The organism is Bacillus sp. ISL-7, from assembly GCF_018613065.1.
On record NZ_JAGGQW010000034.1, the window covers coordinates 208284 to 232796 of the forward strand.

21 protein-coding genes are annotated in these 24513 nt (G+C 39.5%); all 21 read left to right on the forward strand.

The window, feature by feature from the left end; genetic code table 11:
• The first annotated feature begins 45 nt into the window (after positions 1–45).
• The 21 genes from tcuA (at position 46) to J7E66_RS12810 (ending at position 24407) form a co-directional block, all read left to right on the forward strand.
• Positions 46–1551 (forward strand): FAD-dependent tricarballylate dehydrogenase TcuA, encoded by a 1506-nt coding sequence (tcuA, locus tag J7E66_RS12710; RefSeq protein ID WP_215000463.1) that lies wholly within the window; start codon positions 46–48, stop codon positions 1549–1551.
• Between the two features lie 127 nt (positions 1552–1678).
• Positions 1679–2851, forward strand: coding sequence for an acyl-CoA dehydrogenase family protein (locus tag J7E66_RS12715; protein WP_215000465.1), 1173 nt, complete (start codon positions 1679–1681; stop codon positions 2849–2851).
• 266 nt (positions 2852–3117) lie between these two features.
• Entirely contained in the window at positions 3118–4317 is a 1200-nt protein-coding gene (locus J7E66_RS12720) for an acyl-CoA dehydrogenase family protein (protein ID WP_251032894.1), read from the forward strand.
• A gap of 41 nt (positions 4318–4358) precedes the next feature.
• Positions 4359–5216, forward strand: a complete 858-nt coding sequence (locus J7E66_RS12725; RefSeq protein WP_215000467.1) for an FAD synthetase family protein — start codon at positions 4359–4361, stop codon at positions 5214–5216.
• Positions 5217–5264: 48 nt separating this feature from the next.
• Positions 5265–6152: an isocitrate lyase/PEP mutase family protein gene (locus J7E66_RS12730; protein WP_215000469.1), complete on the forward strand. Its 888-nt coding sequence runs from the start codon at positions 5265–5267 to the stop codon at positions 6150–6152.
• Between the two features lie 45 nt (positions 6153–6197).
• Complete coding sequence (locus tag J7E66_RS12735) at positions 6198–7619, forward strand: FAD-binding protein (RefSeq protein WP_215000471.1); 1422 nt, start codon at positions 6198–6200, stop codon at positions 7617–7619.
• 34 nt (positions 7620–7653) lie between these two features.
• The gene (locus J7E66_RS12740) at positions 7654–8376 is read left to right on the forward strand and encodes an SDR family NAD(P)-dependent oxidoreductase (RefSeq protein WP_215000473.1); all 723 of its coding nucleotides are present in this window, start codon (positions 7654–7656) and stop codon (positions 8374–8376) included.
• 31 nt (positions 8377–8407) lie between these two features.
• On the forward strand, positions 8408–8845 hold the full coding sequence (locus J7E66_RS12745) for a GlcG/HbpS family heme-binding protein (RefSeq protein WP_215000475.1): 438 nt from the start codon (positions 8408–8410) through the stop codon (positions 8843–8845).
• Positions 8846–8859: 14 nt separating this feature from the next.
• The gene (locus J7E66_RS12750; RefSeq protein ID WP_215000477.1) at positions 8860–10236 is read left to right on the forward strand and encodes an FAD-dependent oxidoreductase; all 1377 of its coding nucleotides are present in this window, start codon (positions 8860–8862) and stop codon (positions 10234–10236) included.
• Positions 10237–10583: 347 nt separating this feature from the next.
• Positions 10584–11438 (forward strand): aspartate/glutamate racemase family protein, encoded by an 855-nt coding sequence (locus J7E66_RS12755; RefSeq protein WP_215000479.1) that lies wholly within the window; start codon positions 10584–10586, stop codon positions 11436–11438.
• 135 nt (positions 11439–11573) lie between these two features.
• Positions 11574–12263, forward strand: a complete 690-nt coding sequence (locus J7E66_RS12760) for an electron transfer flavoprotein subunit beta/FixA family protein (protein WP_251032910.1) — start codon at positions 11574–11576, stop codon at positions 12261–12263.
• 14 nt (positions 12264–12277) lie between these two features.
• Positions 12278–13258 (forward strand): electron transfer flavoprotein subunit alpha/FixB family protein, encoded by a 981-nt coding sequence (locus J7E66_RS12765; protein ID WP_215000483.1) that lies wholly within the window; start codon positions 12278–12280, stop codon positions 13256–13258.
• Between the two features lie 143 nt (positions 13259–13401).
• A complete protein-coding gene (locus J7E66_RS12770; protein ID WP_215000485.1) occupies positions 13402–14211 on the forward strand; it encodes an ABC transporter ATP-binding protein in 810 nt (269 codons plus the stop codon).
• A gap of 535 nt (positions 14212–14746) precedes the next feature.
• Positions 14747–15754, forward strand: a complete 1008-nt coding sequence (locus tag J7E66_RS12775) for a substrate-binding domain-containing protein (RefSeq protein WP_215000487.1) — start codon at positions 14747–14749, stop codon at positions 15752–15754.
• 11 nt (positions 15755–15765) lie between these two features.
• Complete coding sequence (locus J7E66_RS12780) at positions 15766–17583, forward strand: cache domain-containing sensor histidine kinase (protein WP_215000494.1); 1818 nt, start codon at positions 15766–15768, stop codon at positions 17581–17583.
• 34 nt (positions 17584–17617) lie between these two features.
• A complete protein-coding gene (locus tag J7E66_RS12785) occupies positions 17618–18844 on the forward strand; it encodes a response regulator transcription factor (protein WP_215000496.1) in 1227 nt (408 codons plus the stop codon).
• A 287-nt stretch (positions 18845–19131) separates the two neighbouring features.
• Positions 19132–20205 (forward strand): multiple monosaccharide ABC transporter substrate-binding protein, encoded by a 1074-nt coding sequence (chvE, locus tag J7E66_RS12790; protein WP_168242841.1) that lies wholly within the window; start codon positions 19132–19134, stop codon positions 20203–20205.
• A gap of 79 nt (positions 20206–20284) precedes the next feature.
• Positions 20285–21814, forward strand: a complete 1530-nt coding sequence (mmsA, locus tag J7E66_RS12795; protein ID WP_215000498.1) for a multiple monosaccharide ABC transporter ATP-binding protein — start codon at positions 20285–20287, stop codon at positions 21812–21814.
• 121 nt (positions 21815–21935) lie between these two features.
• Positions 21936–23051: a multiple monosaccharide ABC transporter permease gene (gene mmsB / locus J7E66_RS12800; RefSeq protein WP_251028053.1), complete on the forward strand. Its 1116-nt coding sequence runs from the start codon at positions 21936–21938 to the stop codon at positions 23049–23051.
• 50 nt (positions 23052–23101) lie between these two features.
• Entirely contained in the window at positions 23102–23227 is a 126-nt protein-coding gene (sda, locus tag J7E66_RS12805) for a sporulation histidine kinase inhibitor Sda (RefSeq protein ID WP_142292227.1), read from the forward strand.
• A gap of 262 nt (positions 23228–23489) precedes the next feature.
• On the forward strand, positions 23490–24407 hold the full coding sequence (locus J7E66_RS12810; RefSeq protein ID WP_215000500.1) for a DMT family transporter: 918 nt from the start codon (positions 23490–23492) through the stop codon (positions 24405–24407).
• Positions 24408–24513 lie beyond the last annotated feature (106 nt).

Consider the following 24513-nt stretch of genomic DNA (forward strand, 5'->3'; position numbering starts at 1 on the left):
AGGAAATAGCTTGAGTCAGCTTTTTTGAAAGCGAGGGACAGTCTTATGAAGGAAAACAAAATCTATGAAACTGATATTGTTGTAGTAGGGGCAGGGAATGCAGCAATGTGTGCTGCAATAGCTGCACGGGAAAATGGTGTCAATGTCATTGTGCTTGAAAAAGCTCCAGAGGTTGAAAAAGGGGGCAATAGCACCTTTACCCATGGCTCTATTCGTTTTGCATACAAGGATGTCAATGAGTTAAAGCAAATTATGCCTGACCTTACACAGGAAGATATAGACATGACAGATTTTGGTTCCTATACGGAGGAAGAATTTTTTGATGATATGTGCCGTATAACGGAATATCGTACCGACCCAGAGCTTGCTTCCCTCTTAACAAGTAAAAGCTTTGAAACGATGAAATGGATGCAGTCCCATAAAGTCAGGTGGGTGCCGATTTACGGTCGCCAAGCCTTTAAAGTGGATGGCATCTTTAAATTTTGGGGCGGAATGATTGTTGAATCTGTTGGTGGAGGTCCAGGGTTAGTCGGTGCACTCCACGAGGAAGCTGAACATTTAGGTGTTCAAGTATTATTTAATGCGATGGCGACCGAACTCATTCACGATGATGATGGAGTACATGGGGTCGTTTTTAAGCATAATGGACAAACAACAGAAGTCCATGCGAAAGCGGTTATCTTAGCATCTGGGGGTTTTCATGCCAACCCGGAAATGAGAACTCGATACTTAGGTCCCAATTGGGATTTAGCTAAAGCAAGAGGGAGCCGCTTTAATACCGGCGAGGGCATTCAAATGGCGCTAAATATTGGAGCTCTTGCAGCTGGAAACTGGTCAGGCTGTCATTCAGTTGGCGGAGATCGTTATTTACCTGAATTTACAGAAGGGTTCCAAAAACTCAGCTATCCGTTTGGAGTTCTAGTAAACGCCGAAGGAAAACGGTTTGTCGACGAAGGGGCTGACTTTCGCAATTATACCTATGCGAGATATGGGAAATTGATCCTCAAGCAGCCAGGACAATTTGCATGGCAGATATTCGATGCTAAAGTAGCCGGGCTTCTACGCGACGAATATCGGGGAAGAAAGGTAACAAAGGTGAAAGCGAATACCTTAGAAGAATTGGCTGATAAGCTTGACGGTGTGGATCAGGAAGGTTTTTTAAAGACGATAGAGGAATACAATGAGGCTGTCCGTAAAGATATACCATTCAACCCCAATATTAAGGATGGCCGTTGTACAGATGGGATAGCGGTAAGAAAATCCAATTGGGCAAATACCCTGGATCAAGGTCCATTTGAAGCATATGCCGTTACGTGCGGGATTACCTTTACTTTTGGCGGCTTGAAAATAAACACCAATACGGAAGTGCAAGACGTATTATCACAATCGATTCCAGGGTTATATGCTGCTGGGGAACTGGTAGGCGGCCTATTCTACTTTAACTACCCTGGTGGTGCTGGATTAATGGCAGGGTCGGTTTTTGGCAAAATTGCCGGTGAAAATGCCTCACGCTTTATTTCCCAAGTGAAAGAAAAAGAGGAGATGTTTTGAAGGTATAAATAGGGGAGATATAAAAATATATAAAAAATTGAAAAACTAGGATTTTTTACTATTTAGGTAGATCAATTTATATTCATTAAAATAAACGTGTTGATAAAATGAAAAAGGGGTGCAAAATATGGTAAGCAAAGTATTGGATGAAAACAAGGCTGATTTGAACCTGTTATTAAAAGGGGCAGAAAAGGTTGGGAAAATTGCCGAATCGGAAGCACTAGAAGCAGACCAAAACAAAACGGTTTCAAAAAATGTCATTGATGCGATAAAAGAGGCAAGATTATCTAAGTTGTTACTGCCAAAAAAATATGGTGAGCCACAAGTAGATTTAAGAGAATATTCCCAGATTATTCGAACAGTTGGAAAATATAATACTTCTGCTGCTTGGTTAACCTTTCTATATTCCATTCATAATAGTTTAGTAGCATTTATGACGAAAGAGGGAGCAGAAGAAGTGATAAATCAAGGAGGATTAATTGCCGATATTTTTGCTCCTATAGGGAAAGTGGAAAAGGATGGGGACGGTTTTCGGATTACAGGTAAGTATAGTTTTGTAAGCGGAATCTTATATAGTGACTGGGTGGCTCTTGCAGTGAAAATGAAACTGGGTGACAGTGAAGAGACTGAACTATGCATGCTAAATATACCGATATCTGATGTGGAAATAGTAGAAAATTGGGATACGTTAGGACTAAGAGGTACGGGAAGCAACCAGGTCATTGTCGATAATGTCTATGTTCCAAAGCATCATCTAATACGGCTTACGGTTGCCGATCGTACTGGCAGACCGCCACAGGGTTATGATAAAGACTATCCTCTTTATGATGTTCCATTTTACTCATCCTTTTGTGTCGGATTCCCAATGGTTGCATTGGGTGGTGCTGAGCGCCTACTGCAGGAATATAAGAACCGTACGGAAAAGCGGGTACGAATGGGAGGAAACTCCGCTAAAGATTCCCGTCATCAGGGAGTATTGGCTGAATTAACAATAAAATATTATGAATCAGAAGGTCTACTAGACAAATATATTTCTTTATTGGAAAACTATGAAATGGGAAAAGAAGATAAGCGTGGTGAATTCGCTGCGATAAGGGCAAAAATCACAAAGAACGTAACGGATATTGCGGTAAAGGTTTTATTGACACTTGGCGGATTTTCCATGTTTAAAGGAGATCCAATTGAAATATTCGTACGCGATCTTTTGGCAGTATGCACCCATCGATCCAATCTTTATGAAGACTCGGTTGAAGCGTTTGGAAAGACACAATTTGGCTTTGAAGCTTCGATTAATGGGTAATAAGGTAACAACATCATAAAAAAGCACCTAAAACTCTTTTTAGGTGCTTTTTTATGGATTTAAAATGTAAAAAAGTTATTAAATGTGTAAATTAAATACCTCTTTAGATAAAAACCAATAATAATTATCTAAAAACTACGTTAACTCAAACGATTTTTACTCTAGATTGAAGTTGCTGAATTTTCTAAAATTACCTTATGAAACAAACTACACTTAAAAAATAACTAAAATAGATGACCAAATTAAATTGGAAAGGAAGAGATGCAATGATGTCGAGTACTATTTTGGATGTACAGACTGAACTGATTGATAAGGCACGATCGTTTGTACCAAGATTACGTGAACGGGCAAAAGAGACAGAGGAAATTCGGAGAATTCCAGATGCCACAATTAACGATTTAAAAGAGTCCGGCCTTTTCTATATCCTTCGTTCAAAACAATTTGGCGGCTACCAAACAAACATGAGAACGTATACGGATATTGTGACGGAAATCTCCCGTGGCTGCGGTTCAACTGGCTGGATTGTTGCCCTATGTTGTATTCGGGAATTGATGATATCGGAATCCTTTTCTGAAATGACGCATCAGGAAATTTACGGATCTGGTGATGATATTGTTTTTTCAGGTGTATTTGAACCAAGAAAGATTCAGGTGAAAAAAGTTGAAGGCGGTTACATCATTGAAGAAGGTTATTGGCCGTTTTGCTCTGGTTCCCTTCATGCGACATGGGGATACTTCGGAATGCCAATTGTTGATGAGGATGGAAACGTCGTTGATCAAGGCTTGATTACTTTACCAATGAGTCAAGTGGAAATTACGGACGATTGGCATGTAATGGGACTTTGCGGCACAGGAAGTAACAGTATAAATATGAAAGATGTTTTTGTTCCAGATCACCGGGTTGTATCCTTTACAGATGCCATTGCTGGAAAGTTTCAATCTGATCATTTTCGAGATATTCCACTCTATAATACAGCACTATTCCCTGCGCTGGCGATGTCAATCGGTGTTCCGGGCTTAGGAATGGCGAAGGCTGCTTTAGAATTATTTATGGAAAAATTGCCAAATCGAAGAGCGGCGAATTTGGGGGTTGAATACCTAAGTGATGCTGTTATCACTCATCATCAAGCTGCAGAAGCATCGCTAAAAATTGAAACCGCTGCCATGCACTTTTATCAAGTCGCTGACCGCCTTGATGCTTGCGCTGTAAGTGGGGAGTACATGAGTAAATTTGAAAGAGTCAAAGCATTGGCCAATATCGGCTATGCGGTGCAGTCTTGTAAGGAAGCCATCGATATCTTAATCCTTGCAACGGGGTCGGCCTATGTGGGCAATGGGAACCCGATGCAAAGAATCGGACGTGACTTTGCTGCCTTATACACCCACAGAACAGTTTCGCCAATTACATCCAAAGAAAACTTTGGCCGAGAATTATGTGGTCATTCAAGCAATACGAAAAATATTTAATAATGATTGAGGCTTAGGTTAAATGATTAGGAGGGAACTGCATGGAAACGATTTATTTGAACCCGGAAAATCTAGCGGACTATCAGCAAAAAGCAAGCCTCAGCGTCATGGCCCTAGGATTTTTTGATGGTATTCATAATGGACACCGTGAAGTGATTAAAACAGCTTTTCAGAAAGCAAAAGAAAGGAATCTTTCACTATCTGTGATGAGTTTCTTTCCACATCCGAAAACAGTTTTATCCAATGGAAAGACACATGTTGATTATCTGATGCCGCTTTCTGATAAGGAAAAAATATTCTGTGAACTGGGGGTCGACATATTTTATATCGTTGAATTCGATAGAGAATTTGCGTCGCTTTCCCCGGAAAAGTTTGCAGCTAAGTATTTAGTTGATCTTGGTGTCGTCCATGCAGTTGCCGGCTTTGATTATACCTATGGTTTTCGTGGAGTTGGAAATATGGACCGCTTGATAAGTGATTCAGGCGGGATCCTCGAAGTGACGAAGGTAGATAAAGTGGAATACCAGGGGGAGAAAATTAGTTCAACCTGCATTCGTGAAAAATTGGCAAGTGGAAATATTGAGGATCTATCAGCATTTTTAGGACGTCTCTATGAAGTGGCATGTGAATGGGACGGTACTTCACTAAGTGTAAGGCCTCATTATACATTGCCTGCTCCGGGAAAGTATGTAGTAACAGTAAGAGTAGCAAATCAATCACAAGTGCTAGAAATGATTGTTACAAAAGAAAAAGAATTGATTCCGCTAAAATCTTTTTCAGAGTTAGCCGCCAATAATAATGGTGTTCTTTCTATCATTTGGCACGAACAAATCCTCGGAAAAGTGAAAAATTCTTATCAAGAGCATGGGTGGATTCAAGGAGTTGTTCAAATCGGATAACCAGAAGTTTTAATAAAAGATAATTTTAAAAAAGGGGGGCTATAAAAAGTGAATAAAACGAAAGAGTTCCAAAAACTATTACACCAACCTGGTTCATTTATCTTACCAGGTGCTTATGATGCAATGTCTGCTAGATTAATAGAAGAAATCGGCTTTCAAGCGATATACGCCACTGGTGCTGGAATATCCAATGCTCAATTAGGGTGGGCGGATGTAGGCCTGACTTCCTTAAAAGAAGTGGTTGACATTGTAGCAAGGATGACGGATGTGACGACGATTCCGATTGTCGTCGATGCCGATACAGGCTTTGGTAATGCGATTAATGTTATCCGTACTGTAAGAGAGTTTGAGAGAGCAGGTGTAGCAGCAATTCAAATGGAAGACCAGGTTTCACCTAAGAAATGCGGCCACTTCAATGGGAAAGATGTTATTTCAAAAGAAGAAATGGTCGGGAAAATCAAAGCTGCTGTTGACACTAGGAGAGATGAAAATCTAGCAATCATCGCCCGTACGGATGCATTAGCAGTAAATGGCATGGAAGATGCATTGGACAGGGCAAATGCCTATGCGGAAGCTGGAGCCGACATTATTTTTGTTGAAGCGCCGACAACCATGGAACAATTAAAGCAAATTACCGGCTCATTAAAAGGGATACCACAGGTAATAAATCTGGTAGAAGGCGGTAAAACCCCGCTTATTTCTTTGAAAGAGGCCGAAGGGATTGGTTTTAAAATCATGCTTTGTGCAAATACTGTCTTCCGCTCTGCCATCAAAGGAATCACAGAGTCGTTAAGAATATTAAAAGCCGAAGGTTCACATGAAAATGTTCACGAGTTAATTTGCACGTGGGAAGAGCGACAATCACTCTTTAAACTCAATCAGATTAAAGAGTGGGAAAACAAGTATGGAGAAAATCAGACATTAATTAAAAAGTGATTTTACTATTTTAATAAATTAAGAACTTTAAAGGAGGACTTAGTTGTGGAGAGAGAAGTAGATTACGACATCGTAGTCATTGGATGTGGAGTTGCCGGGACCTCAGCCGCATTATCTGCCGCTGAAACGGCTAAAAAGGAAAATAAGAACTTAAAAATAGCAATTCTAGAACGAGCTGATTATGACCATAGGGGTGGAAATTCTCGTTGGACTGCTTCCTATATGCGGATGAAAAATCTCGATGAAGTTGCTGATAACTTCGTAGAAGACATGCTGGCTTTTTCAGACAACTATTCCGATCGGGAGTACATAGAAACTCTCGCCAAAGATGCTGGCAGCACACTTCGCTGGGTCCAGGAAAAAGGGGTTGAGTTTGACTACCTGCCAACAATGTTTTTGACCGCATCAAGGCCACGGTTGCTTCCAGTAGGCGGCGGTCGTGCCATCGTTGACACACTATCCCGCCGTGCAGGTGGACTTGGCGTAGAGATTATTTACGAGGCAACTGCTTGGAAACTACAACTTGATGACGAGGGCGTAGTGAATGGACTTATGGTGCGTGTCAAAGGTGGAACCTCACTTCAATTAAAAGTGGGAGCTGTTGTGTTAGCGTCAGGTGGATTTCAGGGAAATCAGGAGATGATGGCACAATATGTTGGCAGAGATGCTCATAAAGTTCGGACAGTAGCCGAGGGTGGATTGTTTAACAAAGGTGAAGGAATCCGGATGGCAATGGAGCTAGGGGCAAAAACGGCTGGTCAATTTGATTCTTTCCATGCTGAACCGGTCGACCCAAGAAGTAAACGGGAAGAGGCTGCTGTAATGACATACCCTTACTTTATTCTAGTCGATCAGAATGGAAATCGTTTCGTTGATGAGGGGAAAACAACAGTCGATGAGCAATATGAAGAGGTTGCACGGACAATATTCCACGATCTTCCTGGTCATATTGCCTATATGATCGGCGATCAAAAGATGTATGAAATTCCAAACTATGAACGAGCTGTGGAAACCGATAAACCGGCCATTGTTGCTGATACGATCGAAGAACTGGCGGAGAAGATTGGCGTGCCTGTCGGCCAATTAACGGCTACGGTTGAATCCTATAACGCTGCTGTTCAACCGGGTGAATTTCATTGGGATAAAAAAGATGGAAAACAGGCGATTGGAATTACGCCGCCAAAGTCCAATTGGGCGATTCCGATTAATAAGGCTCCGTTTATCGCCTATCCAATTATCTGCTCCAATGTTTTCACCAACGGTGGATTAGCTACCGATACGAATGGGCGTGTTCTGTCTCAAGATCATGATCCGATTCCAGGTTTATATGCAGTCGGTGAAACGGCTGGTCTTTATTACGGGAAATATCCAGGCGGGACATCTGTGCTAAGGGGTCTTGTGTTTGGCCGCCGTGCCGGTGGTCATGCTGTTGCTTACGTAACTGATTCAAAGAAACTAGAGGTTTAAGTAGAATGGTTTTCTTGAGAAAGGGTGAGGTTTTTTGGAATTAAAAGACAAGGTGGCATTAGTAACAGGGGGAGGCAGAGGAATCGGTAGAGAGACCTGTATTCTCCTAGCGAAACAAGGCGCTAAAGTTGCTGTTTTTTCCGACAATGAATCTGAAAGCAAAGAAACTGCTGCCTATATTTCTGAGGTGGTTGGGAGTGAAGCAATCGCCCTTACCGGGGATGTTCGTTCAGAAGAGGATATAAATCAAGCAGTCCAGACAACACATGAAAGTTTCGGTTCGATTGATATATTAATTAATAATGCGGGTGTCATGCTCCTTAAGCCGTTCCATGAAATGACGGTTAAAGAATGGGACTTTGTACAAGATGTTAATATTCGTGGAGTCTATTTATGTACTCGGGCAGTCGTGCCGCAAATGATGGAGAAAAGACACGGTGTGATCATCAATCTATCGTCGATTTGGGGAACAAAAGGCGGTCCCGACAGAAGTGCCTACATTGCTTCCAAATACGCATGTCTCGGATTTTCCAAAGCACTGGGTGAAGAATTAAAGCCATACAAAATTAGAGTGAATGCGGTCTGTCCAGGTCCAGTAAATACAAAGATGATGGATGATTTTGATGTGAATAAAGACAATTGGCTGCATCCACGTGACCTTGCTAATGTCATCGTCGATTTATGTTTACCAAAAAGTGTCGCTGTCACTGCAACCGCTATTGAAGCATTTGGTTACGGACGACCTGTAAATTTATAAATATTTCTAAAAGTTGAAAGGGGAAATCATAATGGAAAAATTAATTCCAGCTATTGAATCAAAAAATATCAGTCTAGCACTTGCGAATAAAATGTTAGAGGCGGCACTTGTTAAGGGAAAAGAACTAGGTATACCGTTTAGCATCTCAATCGTTGATCGCGTGGGGAACCTAAAAGCGTTTGCTGCCATGGACGGTGCGCCAGTATTAAGTTTGGAGATTGCACAAAATAAAGCATTTTCTGCTGCCACCTATAATAGAGCTACACACGAATGGTACGACAGACTGAAGGATGATCCACCATTGCTGCATGGGATTGTTCACACTCCAAGACTGATTATTTTTGGCGGCGGTTATCCAATCAAAATCAATAACGAACTGATTGGCGGTGTTGGGGTTAGTGGCGGACATTATACTCACGATATGCAGGTTTGCCAGGCAGCTTTAGAAGTGCTAAATAACCTAGAGTAAGAGGGTGTTGATGGATGGAAACCTATGATTTGATTATTTTAGGCGGCGGACTAGCGGGGATGTGTGCTGCTGTTGATGCAGGTGAAGCGGGTGCACACGTCCTGCTCCTTGAGAAACAGGATGAACTGGGCGGAAGTACGGTTCTTAGCTCAGGGTATATGGCCTTTGCGGGAACAGATATGCAAGAAAACGCAGGAATCATCGATTCAACCGAGTCCTTATTGGCGGACATGATTGAGGTTGGCGGTGGGGTGAATGAACAGGCACTCGTTGAAGCCTATGGCCAGCACCAATTAGAGACATATAATTGGCTTATTGAACACGGTGTTGAGTTCCGCTCACTCGAAGCTGTTAGCGGTCACAGTGTTCCCCGCGGACATATTATTGACCCACACCAAGCGATTCAAACACTTAACCGAAGGGTTAAGCAGATGTCAAACGTGACCATTCGATTTAATGCTCCGGCACGAAGACTATTGAAAAATGACGATGGTCGGATTGATCGTGTTTTATATGTGGCCGAAGAGGTAGAGCAATTTGTGCATGCCTCCAAAGGGGTAATCATTGCATCAGGAGGGTTTGCAAAAAGCGAGGATCTTTTAAGGCAGTTTGCCCCCCAATTAAAGGGAGCACTAAGGATTGGCGGCCGTGGAAATCATGGGGATGGAATACGGATGGCATGTGAGCATGGGGCCTGGTTAAAGGATTTACCATACCTGAATGGGACCTATGGATTTCATCCTACAGCTGCAGGACCAGTAAAGTCTCAAGGGTTAGCCTTCTACAAGGGTGCAATCATGGTCAACCAATTTGGTAAACGGTTCGTTAACGAGTCTATTTCTTATAAACTATTAGGAAAGGCCGCTTTCGAGCAGCCTGATCAAGTTAGTTTCCAGGTTTGGGACCAAACTGTTATGGACAAGAGTGTTCACGATGACCCTCTCTATGATTTGGAATTACTGAAGCGGCGCAGGCTTCTATATCAAGCGGACACATTGGAGGATTTGGCTGACTGTATTGATGTACCACTTGAAGTTTTGGAAGAAACGATCTCCAGATACAATCAAGGAATTGAGGAAGGAGAAGATCCTGCATTCGGCAGGAAGTCATTAACACATAACTATGGAAAACCAACACCAATTGAGAAGGCACCATTCTATGCATTTGAGTCGACAGTCGCGATGCTGGCAACTTATGCAGGGCTGTCTGTGAACACAGCGGCACAAGTGGTGAATCCATACGATGAGCCCATTTCAGGATTGTTTGCAGCCGGAGAGGTGACTGGTGGATTCCACGGGGCAGGTTACATGACTGGTAGTTCTTTAGGGAAATGTGCGGTGTTTGGACTGATAGCAGTCCAAGAGGCATTGAAAGAGGTAACAGTAAAATAATTGAATTGCATGGGCGTGGAAAGGCTCAGATTAGGATTCGCTCATGGAATGGATGAATTCGCCCATAAATCTAAAAAATTCGCTCATAAGATTGGTGAATTCGCCCATAAAATGGTTAAATTCGCTCATAAAATTGGATTCGCTGATAGAACTGTGAAATTCGCTGATAGGACCGGAGAATTCGCTGATTCAGCTTGAGAATTCGCTCATAGGCTATTAAATTTCACTAACAAACGATGAACTTACTCAAAAATAAACATGGATACACTTTTTTGAAACAAATTTAATAACAAAAACGAACTTTTTATATATATTTTCAATAAAAGCACAAAAAGGAGGTAAATTTTATGAAAATCTGGCATCAGAGCCTAACCACGATTGACCGGGTTCCTCAATACCGAGATGCAATCATGAACCATGTGCGGAAGATTGCACGACCAGACGTGGAGGTCGTTCTACATGGCATGTCTGAAGAGACATATCCCACACATTACCCCGGGCATTTTATTACTCATTCCTACCTGCAGAATTTGCACCGGGAGCAGTTCGTTCGTGCTGCATTAATGGCTGAAGCCGCAGGATACGATGCGATGTTTATTGGGACCATTCCTGACGTAGGCCTTTTGGAGGCACGCACGCTCGTTGATATCCCTGTGGTTGGTTATGGGCAAGCCTCCTTCCATATGGCATCCATGCTTGGAGACCGTATCGGAGTAGTCAATTTTTTAACCCCATTGGCAGACGAACTTAGACAAAACGCCGCCCGGTACGGCCTCGGCGAAAAGCTCGGACCTATTGTTCCGCTGGAGTCAGGTTTTGATGATGTGCTCGCAGGCTTCAATAATCCTGAGCCAGTTATTGCGGCATTTCGAAGAGCAGCCGAGACTGCCATCTCTCAAGGAGCCGATGTGATTGTCCCAGGAGAGGGGCCGATGAACGTTTTCCTTGCAACCTTCGGGATTTCAAGGATTGGTGACGTTCCTGTCGTTGACTCATTTGGTGCCGGAATCAAGATGTGCGAATCACTAGCGGACCTAAAAAGAGTATCAGGAGTTTATATGACCCGGCGCGGCTACTTCAATTCAAAACCACCAGGAGAAGCGGTTGCAAGATTACGAGAAATGTACGGATTAGACCCATACCCAAATCCTAATAACCAGCGAGGGTTAGCAGTAAGGGCAGGAGTAGAAGTAAAAGGTTAACCAAATAAAAAGACAAGAGGTGAACTAGAGATGCATATCGTCGTATGCCTAAAGCATGTTCTTGATCCGGAAATTACTCCACGTTATTTTCAAATTGACCCAGAGACCAATCGTCCGGTGAATGGAGATTCCGACATGGTTTTGGACTCTTTTGCCGAGAACGCGCTTGAACTGGCTATTCAACTTCGAGATAAAACACCGGGTGCTACGGTGACTGCCATCTGCCTGGGTGACGAATCATCGGAGGAGGTACTGCGCAGAGCCTTTGCATTCACGGCTAATGCTGCTGTACGAATTTGGGATTCGGAGTGGGAAAATCTCGACGGTCAGGCCGTTGGACATATCCTTGCGCAAACTATCAAAACCCTTGGGGGTGCGGAGCTTGTACTGACCGGATATCAAGCAAGTGACATTGAGGAAGGTCTTGTGGGACCAGTCATGGCAGAAGAACTTGGGATTCCTTGTGTGACGCTTGTCTCCGAACTTGAACTGGATGAAGATAGTGTGAAGTCTACTTGCGAAGCAGAAGGCGGTTATACTGTGGCGAGTGTTCCGTTTCCAGCTGTTTTTACAATTATCAGTTCTGAGGCAAATGTCCCTCGCCTCCCTAAGGTTAAAAATATCCGACTTGCGAGGAGCAAGCCAATTACTCGATTTGAATCAGATGAAATTGATTTAGATCATGTGCGGTGTCAGCCGGGCGTTAAATTGGAGCGGGCCTACGTCCTAAACAGAGATGTCAATTGTGAAATCCTTTCTGGCAGCGATGGCTCAGAGCTCGCAGCTGAATTGACTGACCAGCTCTTGGCACTGAAGATTTTATAGGAGGTAGCAAACATATGACCAATATCCTTATCTTTACAAATCAGCAAGAAGAATCACTAAGCTCGGGTGCCAAGGAAGCACTGGCATTCGGCAGTCGTTTGGCAAGTGCTACCGCCGGAAGTGTGGAAGCCGTCTTGGTTGGACCCGCGACTGCGGCTGGTACAAAGGAAGCAATTGCCTTTGGAGCAAGCAAAGTATATACCATTAATAATCCTCTACTTTCTGAATATCAAGTTGAACTGTACGTAGATAGCCTCTTTACAGTGTTCCAACAGTCTGGTGCTGATGTATTACTCCTTTCCTTTGATAGGATGGGAAAGGATCTAGCAGGTCGACTGGCCACACGCATTGGCGCATCTGCCATAACAGAGGTGACTGATTTTAGAACTGAAGGCGGAAAGCTGACATGGGTGCGCCCAATTTATGGTGATAAAGCATATGGGGAGTATTCAACTACACGACTTAAGGTGGTTGTTGGTATTCGCCAAAAGAGTCAGGAAATAGCTGTACCTGATTTAACGCGCCTAGGTGAAATCATTTCTGTTGATTACTCCGTTCCAGAGGAAGTTGTTTTAACCAAATTGGTGGTGAAGATTCAGTCGGCCTTGTCAGATATCCGTCTTGAGGATGCTGCAATTATTGTCTCCGGCGGTCGAGGTCTTGGCGGACCTGAAGGCTTTCAAGATTTGCAGTCCCTTGCAGAACTACTGGGCGGGACAGTCGGTGCTTCAAGGGCAGCATGTGACGCTGGATGGGTTCCTTCTAACCTGCAGGTAGGACAAACGGGGGCTGTTGTTGCTCCAGACCTTTATATTGCGGTCGGAATATCCGGTGCCAGCCAGCATCTAGCAGGCATTACCAGTGCGAAGACCGTTGTTGCGATCAACACAGATTCAGAAGCACCCATTTTTAAACGGGCCAATTTCGGTGTAATCGCTGACTACAAAACAGTGATACCAGCACTTACGGAAAAACTGAAAAAGGTCCTTGTTTAAGGATTACACATCTAAAAGATTCATAGTCCTATTTTAAGTCCTCATTTTGGTGGGACTTATTTTTTGTTTTCTGAAAATTTGGTACAATAGGGTTACCAAAATTTTATATGCAACCTACGATTGGATAGAAAGGAGTATTAATAATGGTTTTAAAGCTTGAAAATGTCTCTTTATTACGAGAAGGAAATTGGATTATACAAGATATAAATTGGAAGATTAATAGAGGAGAAAACTGGGTTTTATTTGGATTAAATGGCTCGGGTAAGACAGCCATATTAAATTTAATAAATGCCTATTATTTCCCGACAAAAGGAAAAGTAACTGTACTTGGGATGGAATTTGGGAAAACCTATCTAAGTGAGAAACTGCGTAAACAGATCGGATTTGTCTCTTCATCCCTTCAGGAAAAATTTCATCCAGGGGATAATGCGTTTGAGGTTGTCTTAAGCGGTGCCTTTGCTTCTATCGGTCTTTACGAAACACCGACAGATGAAATGAGAAAAAAGGCTGTTGAACTATTGAAGACACTTGGTTGTATAAGGTATGCGAACCGAAATTACGAAAAATTATCACAAGGAGAAAAGCAGCGTGTCTTAATTGCTCGTGCGTTGATGGCTGAACCTTCTTTGCTCATTCTCGATGAACCTACGAATGGATTGGATTTTATCGCGCGTGAACAACTGTTAGAATCGATTGAAAAAATTGCAAAAAATCCCGGTGCTCCGACATTGATTTATGTAACACATCATATCGAAGAGATTTTACCAGTTTTCACTAAAACCTTATTACTAAAAGAGGGACAAGTTTTTGCAGATGGAAAGACAAGTGAATTGATATCTAGTCAAAAACTAACGGCGTTTTTCAATCTTCCTGTTCAGGTGGAGTGGAAGAACAACAGACCGATGCTTTCTAGACTACAGGTTGATGAGAAAGATAAACTCAAGGCCTATTGATGATTGAAAAAGGCGCATGAATCATTCATGCGCCAACTTTGAGTAATTCGAAAAGCGGAGGTAACTACCTTTTCATTTTGAGTGAAACTGTATAAAACTTCACAGTTTTTATGAAGATTGTAGTACACCGTCGTAATGACCTTTACTTATGTGAATTGCGTGGATCCGAATGCTTGTCCGATATTATTGGGCAATTTTAGCAACTTACAGCAGGATTTGAAATCTTTTAATAAGGCCAAAATGTATACAAGGATAATAGGGTTAAAGATTTTTGAGAAAAGCATTTTTTTAAGAAAAAAGTATTGAGAGTTATCGCAGGAAAATGTATGATATGGCAAAGATAAAGAACTTTCTGATCCAAAGTTAGTAAAAAAAAGCAGCTATTAGCTAAGAATTAGTAATGATGCAATATTTGAAACTCATGCTCAATGAATCTTCCAATCATTGAAATGTAAGGGCTTTTATAAAAAATAACACTAGTGATTTTAGTAAACAGAATACATAAGTTGATAGTTTTTTGAAAGGGGATTCATAATTGAAAAAGCTATTACAAATCTATGCCTTCTTATTTTTCGTCTACTTTCTTTACTTATATAACTATCATATTAATGAGTCGCATATATCCCAACTAACACAAGGAGAAGGACAGGAGGAATTTAGTGAGAAGTACGTAATGGTTACATTCCAGTCAGGAATTGATTATTGGAAGAGCTCTTTAAAAGGGTTTGAGGATGCAGCTCAGAAATTGAATGTATCAGTTGAATACCGGGGTGCAACGCAGCATGATATACATGAACAAATTACTGTGATGGAACAGGTGATTGCCAAAAAGCCTGCGGGAATTGCGATATCCGCTATCGACCCTGACGCATTAGCTAAAACTTTTGAAAAAGCACGGGAGATGGGTATTCCTGTAGTTTTATTCGATTCAGGTGCTGCATCGGACAAGGTGTCTTCTTTTTTGGGGACCGATAATTATAAAGCTGGTATAACGGCTGCTCATAAGTTAGTTGAATTAATTGGTAGAAAAGGAAAAGTGGCTGTCATTACATCTCCCAATCAATTAAATCATCAGGAAAGAACAAAAGGATTTTTAGACACAATTAAGAAAGAAACCACTGGGGTAGAGGTGATAGCAGTAAAAGATGGAAAGGGGGATCAGCTTGTTTCAAGCAAGGTCGCATTGAACCTCTTAAAGAAGTATCCAGATTTGAAGGGTATTTTTGCTACTGAAGCCAATGGAGGGGTTGGGGTCGGTAAAGCCGTCAGTCTCCTCAAGAAGAATCAAAAAGTGAAAATTGTAAGTTTTGATACAGATAAACAAACTCTGGATCTGATTAAAGATGGTACCATATCTGCAACCTTGGCTCAAGGTACCTGGAGGATGGGTTTTTGGTCATTACTGTTTTTATTTGATCTGCAACATAAAAATTCTCCAATTAAAAAAAGTGAATTTTCCGATAAACCTCCAATGACTTCATATGTTGATACAGGGATTTCTATTGTTACTAAAGAAAATTTAGAAAATTACTATGCAAAGTGAGCCGCCAAGAAATGAGAGATTCGAAGAAATTGGACAAAAAAAATTTTTTAAAAATAAGCAACCTTCCAATCCGATTTAAGTTAATTGTTCTTTTAATGTTAATCAGTATTCTGCCATCTATTGGTCTAGGGTTTCTGACAGGATGGACAGTAGACCGCATTATAGAGAGACAAGTGAACCAAAATACACTGCAGTTAATTGGTCAAGTCAATAAAACACTGGATTTCTATGCCGGTAACATGCAAAATATGAGTTATTTGATATCTTTTAACCCGGGAATTAAACAATTTTTGTACGATAAAAAAAGCCAGCAAAGCCAAGGGGTAAATGATGATTATGAGATACGAACATTTCTGCAAGGGCTTACAACCTTGTATCCAGAAGTAGCAGGTATTCTTGTGGTAAACAGCAATGGTCAGTACATCAGTAACGACATGTATACCCGCTCGATGAAAAGCCTCACTGAAGAGTCGTGGTATCAAGCTGCTGTGAAAAGTGAAGGGATTTTCAAAATCTTAGGGCACCCATTCAGCAGAAACATAACTAGCCATATACATTACAAGGATGACGAAGTTGTATCAGTTGTACGAGCAATTTTAGACCCTGAAACCCAGCAAGTGAAGGGTGTAATATTAATTGATATGAAGCTCAGAGTGATATCGGAAGCGACAAAGGATGTTCGCTTAGGTAAAACAGGTTATTTAATGGTGATTGACGATAAAGGCGAAAATATCTATTCACCATCCGAGCCCTTTCTTAACGAGATTCCTATTGAGTGGCTCCATTCGAATGAATCCGGGAATTTCTCTAAACAAGTCAAAGGCAATAAGCTTCAATTCATATATAGAAAATCTCCTTTTACTGGTTGGACAACTGTGGGTGTATTTTCTACAAAAGAATCGGTATTAGAGGTAAGGGAAATTCATTTTTATGTGATTAGTTTTGTCTTCTTCGTTTGTTTGTTTGGCCTTGGAGCCTCCTATTATTTATCCTATTCTATATCAAGACCAATCAGGCAACTCATGTCGTTTATGCGTAAAGTGGAATCTGGAGATTTGTCTGTCCGTTACAAAGGAGAACGAATGGATGAAATCGGGTTACTTGGCCGCAGCTTTAATACGATGCTTATACAAATAAATAAACTTATAACACTAAATGAGCTGCAAGAGCGTCAAAAACGTGATGCTGAACTACGAAGTCTACAGGCTCATATTAAACCTCATTTCCTATACAATACGCTAGACACAATTCATTGGCTGGCCCGAAAAAAAGGTGCTGTAGATGTTGCTGAGGTGGTAGAGTCATTATCAAGACTTTTCCGCATTGGGTTAAGTAAAGGTAACGATATAATTCCTCTAAAAGAAGAAATGGAACATATTAACAGTTATTTGAAAATCCAAAAAGCCAGATATCAAGATAAATTAAATTACACCTTAAATATTGCTTCCAATGTTGAAAAGATCAATGTATTAAAGCTTGTATTACAGCCAATCGTCGAAAACGCCATATATCATGGAATAAAAGAAAGGAGAGGGCCTGGTCATATTATCGTAAAAGCAGAAGAACATGAAGGAAATATAGTTTTCCATGTAATGGATGATGGGAAGGGAATTCCTTCTGAAAAGCTTGAAGCTCTAAGAAGTAAATTGGGAACGTTATTTTCTCAATCTCAGCAATATAAAGGAAGTGAGAATTTCGGGTATGGGATGCTTAATGTCCAAGCCAGAATTAAACTGACTTTTGGTGATGCCTATGGTATATCAATTGATAGTGAATTAGGTATGGGTACAACAGTGAAGGTTGTCCTTCCTGCCATCAGAGAAAAATGAAGCGATGAAAGAGTTCGAAAGGGGAGCAAATTGTGTGCTAAATCATTGGAATGTATTGATTGCAGATGATGAGCCGATAATACGTGAAGGAATTCGTGAATCAGTAGATTGGCAAGAGCTTCATATGAAGGTTGTAGCGGAAGCGGAAGATGGAGAAGAAGCATTCGACCTTGCCATCGAATATTCAGTAGACATATTGCTGGTAGATTTGAATATGCCAATTATGGATGGTTTGACTTTAATTAAACATGTACGAGAGAGTTTGCCAAACTGTAAAATAATAATTATTTCAGGTCATGACGAATTTACATATGCCCAAGAAGCATTACGCTTAAATGTTAATGATTATATTCTCAAACCCGCAAATCCTGATCAATTACAAAACGTCCTACAGAGTATAAGAAAACAATTGGAAGAAAGAGAACAGCAAAGTGAGTACTTAGCATTAGCGAAAGACCAAATCATAAAAAATATCCCTCTCTTACAGCAAAATTTTTGTCAGGAATGGATAAAAGGGAATATGACAGAATCTGAAATTATTAAACAACTAAAATTCTTACATTTGCCTCTAGAATGCCCGAACCAGTTTGGTATCATCCAATGTCATGAAATTTATATCAATAAACCTTTATTGAATGAAAATAATAAACAATTATTTAATTTTACTGAAGATATCGTTGCTGAAGCACTTGAACCCTTCCAAAAAGTTGTTTTTCGAGACCCTTCAGGGTTTATATCAGTTTGTATTTGGGGAAATGTACAAGAAAATCTCGAATTATTGTTGTCAAAAAAATTAAAAAATTATTTGAACACGACACCGAATATGCACTTTGAGCAAGTTACTGGAGAAACATTTGCGATTTCTGAAATTTATAAACACTGCGAAACAATGATGTTTGAAAATTTAAAGATCTCACCGATCGTCCGGCGTGCGAGATCCTATCTTAGTGAACATTTTTCAGAAACAGATTTGACATTGGAATCATTGGCACAGTATCTGCAAGTATCCCCTGTTTATCTAAGCAGAATTATGAAAAAGGAATTAGGTACTTCTTTTGTTAGTATGATTACAAATATGCGAATCAGCAAGGCTATTATGCTGCTAAACTCCACAGAACTTTCTATTCTTGAAATTGCCGGAAAAGTTGGATATGACACACAGCATTATTTTAGTACTGCATTTAAAAAAGTAATGGGTGTATCTCCCAACCAGTATCGAAAAGGTGCAGGTTTTTCAAGTTCGATTTCTAGTAAAGAATAGGAGTAATATAGTTTAATTAGCCAAATATGAATGTACTATGGGACAGTCCAAATAAATAATTTGGACTGTTCTATTTTGTTTACGGGGAATTTCGAACAAAAAGTGCTTTCAAACCTAGAGAGTGATTTTTGTTTTTTTTAAATGAAGTATTTTTTGAAAGCGCTTCAAGTTAAGTTGTATTTTTATAAAAATAGTTGTTTTATTGAAAAGACGAAAAAATGACAGGGTGATATATTCATAGCAAGTAATAAAACTTTAACTATGAAAAAACAAAAGGGGCGATTCAGATGAAAAAGTTGTTGTCAGTAATTATGTTAATTACATTATTATTTTCGTTGGCAGCATGTGGAAGTAAAAGTACAAGTGGCGATAGTGGATTTGTAGGACTTGCGATGCCTACAAAGTCATCGGAAAGATGGGTAAGTGACGGTCAAAATATGAAAAAAGAATTTGAAAAGTTAGGCTACAAAGTGGACTTGCAATATGCAGAAGACGTAGTAGAGAATCAGGTATCTCAAATTGAGAATATGATTACGAAGGGTGTAAACGTTTTAGTAATTGCATCAATTGACGGTGAAGCCTTAACAGATGTTTTAGACAAAGCAAACAAGCAAGGGATTAAAGTCATTGCATATGATCGTTTAATTAAAAATAGTAAATATGTCAGCTATTATGCAACATTTGACAACTTTAAAGTCGGTGTTCAACAAGGCTCTTATATTGAAGAAAAATTAGGTTTAAAGGCAGGAAAGGGCCCATTTAATATCGAGTTGTTTGCAGGATCACCAGATGATAATAATGCCTATTTCTTTTTTGATGGGGCAATGTCCGTATTAAAGCCTTATATTGAATCGGGGAAATTAGTCGTAAAAAGCGGTCAAAAGTCATTTGAACAAGGTGCCACATTAAGATGGGACGGTGCAGTTGCACAAGCTAGGATGGATAATCTATTAAGTGCCCACTATACCACTGACAAGGTAGATGCCGTTTTATCACCTTATGATGGAATCAGTATCGGGATCATATCATCTTTAAAAGGTGTTGGTTATGGATCAGCTACTAAACCACTTCCTATTATTACTGGACAAGATGCTGAACTAGCTTCTATTAAATCAATAATAAAAGGTGAACAGACACAAACAGTGTTTAAAGACACAAGAGAATTGGCTAAAAAAGCTGTTTCTATGGCTGATGCCGTTTTAAAGGGCAAAAAAGCTGAAGTAAATGATACCAAAACGTACGACAATGGAAAAAAAGTCGTTCCTTCATATCTGCTAGAACCGGTTTCAGTTGATAAAGCAAACTATGAATCTGTCTTAGTTGACTCTGGATATTACAAAAAGGAAGAACTAAGTAAATAATTAGTGATTAAAATGATTTAGTGACAGTTAAAGAACCGTCACTAAATTATTTTATAAAATTGCGAGGTTGTGGTGAAACATGTCAAAGATAATTTTAGAAATGAGGAATATTACAAAAGAGTTTCCAGGCGTCAAAGCACTTCAAAATGTAAATTTAAAGATAAAAGAGGGCGAAATTCACGCTTTATGTGGAGAAAATGGGGCTGGGAAATCCACTTTAATGAAAGTATTGAGTGGTGTCTATCCACATAGTTCATATACTGGGGATATTCTGTTTGGTGGAAAAGTTTGTAAATTTAAGGACATCAAACAAAGTGAAGAATTAGGGATTGTTATTATTCATCAAGAGCTGGCATTGATTCCATACCTATCGATTGCTGAAAATATTTTCCTTGGTAACGAACAAGCGAAAAATGGAATTATCAATTGGAATGAAACAGTGTTAAGGACGAGAGAACTGCTGACAAAGGTAGGTTTAAACGAATCACCAAATACAAAAATCGCAGACTTGGGTGTAGGGAAACAACAATTAACGGAAATAGCGAAGGCACTATCTAAAAATGTAAAATTATTAATATTGGATGAACCTACTGCTGCATTAAATGAACACGATAGTGAAAACCTATTAAATCTTTTATTAGAGTTTAAAAAACAGGGCATATCAGCCATTATTATATCGCATAAATTAAATGAAATTTCCAAAGTGGCGGATTCCATTACAATTTTGCGAGACGGCCAAACCGTAGAAACTCTAGATATGAAAATAGACAAAATTTCAGAAGACAGAATTATCAAGGGTATGGTAGGAAGAGAATTAACGAATCGCTATCCAAAAAGGGATGCGAAAATTGGAAATACTATTTTTGAAGTGAAAAATTGGAATGTCTTTCACGAAATGCATACAAATCAAAAATTAATTGATAATGTGAATATTCATATTCGTAAAGGCGAGATTGTTGGTATTGCCGGCTTGATGGGGGCAGGAAGAACAGAGTTGGCAATGAGTATCTTTGGGAAATCGTATGGAAAGAAAATAACGGGACAAATATATAAAGATAGTAAAGAAATCCATTTGAATAATGTTAGTCAGGCAATCGAACATGGAATCTCTTATGTTTCTGAAGATCGAAAGGTTAACGGGTTAATCTTAATGGATGATATTAAACAAAACATTACATTAGCCAGCCTTAAAAAGATAACCAACAAATTTGTTATTAATAAGAACCAAGAAATTATTGAATCGGAAAAATTCCGTGAAAAATTAAAAATTAAAACTCCTAGTATTCATCAGAAAACTGGAAATCTGAGTGGTGGAAATCAACAAAAAGTTGTATTGAGTAAATGGATCTTTTCAGAGCCTGACATCCTGATTTTAGATGAACCTACTCGAGGTATTGATGTAGGTGCAAAGTATGAAATTTACACAATCATTAATCAGTTGGCTACCGGTGGAAAAGGGATTTTAGTCATTTCTTCAGAGCTGCCAGAAATTCTTGGGATTTGTGATCGAGTGTATGTAATGAATGAAGGCAGAATAACAGGAGAAGTTTTAAAAGAAGAAGCAACTCAAGAACGAATTATGAAATATATGACCAAAAGTATGGTTTAGGGGGTAGCAAAACATGCAATCGTTAACGCATAAAACGGCTGAAAACGAGAAAGTTGCAGTTCGTGAACCAAAGGTAAATCACATTTTACAACTTTTCAAAAATAATTTGAGACAATACAGTATGATTTTGGCACTAGTTTCAATTATGATTCTTTTTCAAGTTCTAACAGATGGTATTTTATTAAGACCATTAAATATTACAAACTTAATCTTGCAAAATAGCTATATTTTAGTATTGGCAATAGGTATGATTTTAGTTATTATTACCGGACATATTGATCTATCGGTTGGTTCAATAGCAGCCTTTGTCGGAGCTATATCTGCTATTTTAATGGTTAATTATGAAGTTCCAATCTCTGCCGCAATAATAATCTCATTATTAATTGGTGCACTTATTGGCGCTTGGCAAGGGTTTTGGGTGGCATATGTCAAAATTCCTGCGTTTATTGTTACTCTAGCAGGAATGCTTTTGTTTAGAGGATTGACCATGGTTGTGTTGGAGGGCAAATCAATCGCCCCATTTCCTGAAACATTTCAAAAAATTAGCTCAGGTTTCATTCCAGATGTGTTTGGTGGAGCGAACCTTCATATTTTAACTCTTGTCATTGGAGCTCTGCTATCTGTCATTCTAATCTTCAATGAATTGAAAATTAGAAAAGCTGAAATAAAATACAATTTAGATGTTTCACCTATAGGAATTTTCATTTTGAAGATTATTGCAATAGTTGCCTTAATTAATGTATTTGTGTATGTTCTTGCTACTTACGAAGGAATTCCTAATATTTTAGTTATCTTGGCTTTATTAATATTGGCTTATCAATTTATTACAACAAAAACAATTGCAGGACGTCACATTTACGCGATAGGTGGAAATGAAAAAGCAGCCAGTTTATCAGGGGTCAAAACAAAGCGGGTTACATTCTGGGTCTTTGTAAACATGGGAGTGTTATCGGCTCTATCTGGGCTTCTATTTGCAGCTCGATTAAATGCTGCAACCCCTAGAGCTGGAAATCTTTTTGAACTTGATGCGATTGCAGCATGTTTTATTGGCGGGGCATCAGCATATGGTGGAGTAGGTACGGTTCCAGGGGCTATTATTGGTGGACTTGTTATGGGTGTCATGAATAACGGAATGTCCATCCTAGGTTTAGGAATAGATTGGCAGCAAGGTATTAAAGGGCTTGTATTATTAGCTGCAGTAGCTTTTGATATTTATAATAAAAACAAATCATCATAATATACCTTATTAAATAAGAGTAGACCGCTATCTTTAAATGGTGTTTCTGAATGAAGAAACTAAGCATTGCACAATTGCTGGAAACATTAAATAAAGCCATTGAGTTAAATTTACAACAAGACTTTATTGATTTAATAGTTTATGAGTTAGATAGAAAGCAATTTAAGATTAATTAACAAAAAAGTTGACTCCATAAAAGGGGTCAACTTTTTATCATAACATCTATAAAGTGCTGAGAATAGTTGGATTTATATTGTTTTTTTTCAAGCAATAACAAGTTCACAATCGTGATCCTTTACGCCATCAATCTCTATAAAACGAAGTGTTAGGAAAGATGAATGAAAATTTCCATTTATAAGTATTTCGATAAGCGAAATACCATGCTATACTAATAAAAGTCACCAACAAAAACATTTTGAGAAGGGTTGTCTATGGTAAATGTCGAGTAGTATGATAAAAGCTTTTATTAGTCTCTTTTTGGTTTCTGTTTTATGGGGGTGTAATTATCCGGTCAGTTCCTATTTACTGCAAGGATTTTCACCAGTTTTTTTATCAACCGTTCGAATTTGCTTTACCTCACTTTTTTTGATAATCGTTGCCATGATTCATAAAGGAATGAAGCGTCCCACCATTTCAGAGTGGAAATACCTCATTGGTGTTGGAATCTTTGGAACCCTGTTAAATCAAACCTTCTACTTTACGGGTCTCCATCATACAACACCAGCTAACGCCTCATTAATAATTTCCTTGGCACCGATAGCGACAATTCTATTGGAACGAATCATCTTTAAGGTCAAGTTTACCATTAAAAAATCGGCAGGAGCCATTATCAGTTTAATTGGTGTTTTTTCAATTATTGGTGTTGCAAATGGCGGTTTGGGAATCTCATGGGGAGATTTTAACATACTAATCGCCATGCTTTGCCTCTCGATTAGTATATTATTTATCCGAGGTTTATCAAAAACTATGAACACATTTATTATTACGATATACTCAACCGTACTAGGAAGTGTACTAATGATTCCTGCTGCCGGAGTAGAAAACTTTGTGAGCGGCTCTGTCATCAGCCATTCTCTTTTTATGTGGATTTTGTTAATTTTTGCTGGGATCATGGCGCAAGGTATTGCCGGGTTTTGGTGGAATAAAGGCGTAGCTAAAGTTGGTGCAGGTACAGCTTCAATGTTCATGAATATCCAGCCGTTTGTCGCCATCCTAGCCTCTCATTTTATTTTAGGGAATCATATCTTGCTGAATCAAATCATTGGCGGTATTTTAGTATTACTAGGCGTATTTATTGCAAATATGCCATCGGCTAAAACCATGGTTTCTACTGGGTCAAATAAAGCGGTAATGTAAAGAGTCCTCCAACTGATTGGTCTAAAAGATCGATCTTTCACAAAAAATATCAATACATCCTGAGAAATGGAAAGGGAATATGAGATGAAAACACCACAGATTCATT

Excerpts from the sequence above, each read along its gene's own strand:
- tcuA (WP_215000463.1), top strand. The coding sequence starts at position 46 with ATGAAGGAAAACAAAATCTATGAAACTGATATTGTTGTAGTAGGGGCA.
- J7E66_RS12715 (WP_215000465.1), top strand. The coding sequence starts at position 1,679 with ATGGTAAGCAAAGTATTGGATGAAAACAAGGCTGATTTGAACCTGTTA.
- J7E66_RS12720 (WP_251032894.1), top strand. The coding sequence starts at position 3,118 with ATGATGTCGAGTACTATTTTGGATGTACAGACTGAACTGATTGATAAG.
- J7E66_RS12725 (WP_215000467.1), top strand. The coding sequence starts at position 4,359 with ATGGAAACGATTTATTTGAACCCGGAAAATCTAGCGGACTATCAGCAA.
- J7E66_RS12745 (WP_215000475.1), top strand. The coding sequence starts at position 8,408 with ATGGAAAAATTAATTCCAGCTATTGAATCAAAAAATATCAGTCTAGCA.
- J7E66_RS12750 (WP_215000477.1), top strand. The coding sequence starts at position 8,860 with ATGGAAACCTATGATTTGATTATTTTAGGCGGCGGACTAGCGGGGATG.
- J7E66_RS12755 (WP_215000479.1), top strand. The coding sequence starts at position 10,584 with ATGAAAATCTGGCATCAGAGCCTAACCACGATTGACCGGGTTCCTCAA.
- J7E66_RS12760 (WP_251032910.1), top strand. The coding sequence starts at position 11,574 with ATGGTTTTGGACTCTTTTGCCGAGAACGCGCTTGAACTGGCTATTCAA.
- J7E66_RS12765 (WP_215000483.1), top strand. The coding sequence starts at position 12,278 with ATGACCAATATCCTTATCTTTACAAATCAGCAAGAAGAATCACTAAGC.
- J7E66_RS12770 (WP_215000485.1), top strand. The coding sequence starts at position 13,402 with ATGGTTTTAAAGCTTGAAAATGTCTCTTTATTACGAGAAGGAAATTGG.
- J7E66_RS12780 (WP_215000494.1), top strand. The coding sequence starts at position 15,766 with ATGAGAGATTCGAAGAAATTGGACAAAAAAAATTTTTTAAAAATAAGC.
- chvE (WP_168242841.1), top strand. The coding sequence starts at position 19,132 with ATGAAAAAGTTGTTGTCAGTAATTATGTTAATTACATTATTATTTTCG.
- mmsA (WP_215000498.1), top strand. The coding sequence starts at position 20,285 with ATGTCAAAGATAATTTTAGAAATGAGGAATATTACAAAAGAGTTTCCA.
- mmsB (WP_251028053.1), top strand. The coding sequence starts at position 21,936 with ATGATTTTGGCACTAGTTTCAATTATGATTCTTTTTCAAGTTCTAACA.
- sda (WP_142292227.1), top strand. The coding sequence starts at position 23,102 with ATGAAGAAACTAAGCATTGCACAATTGCTGGAAACATTAAATAAAGCC.
- J7E66_RS12810 (WP_215000500.1), top strand. The coding sequence starts at position 23,490 with ATGTCGAGTAGTATGATAAAAGCTTTTATTAGTCTCTTTTTGGTTTCT.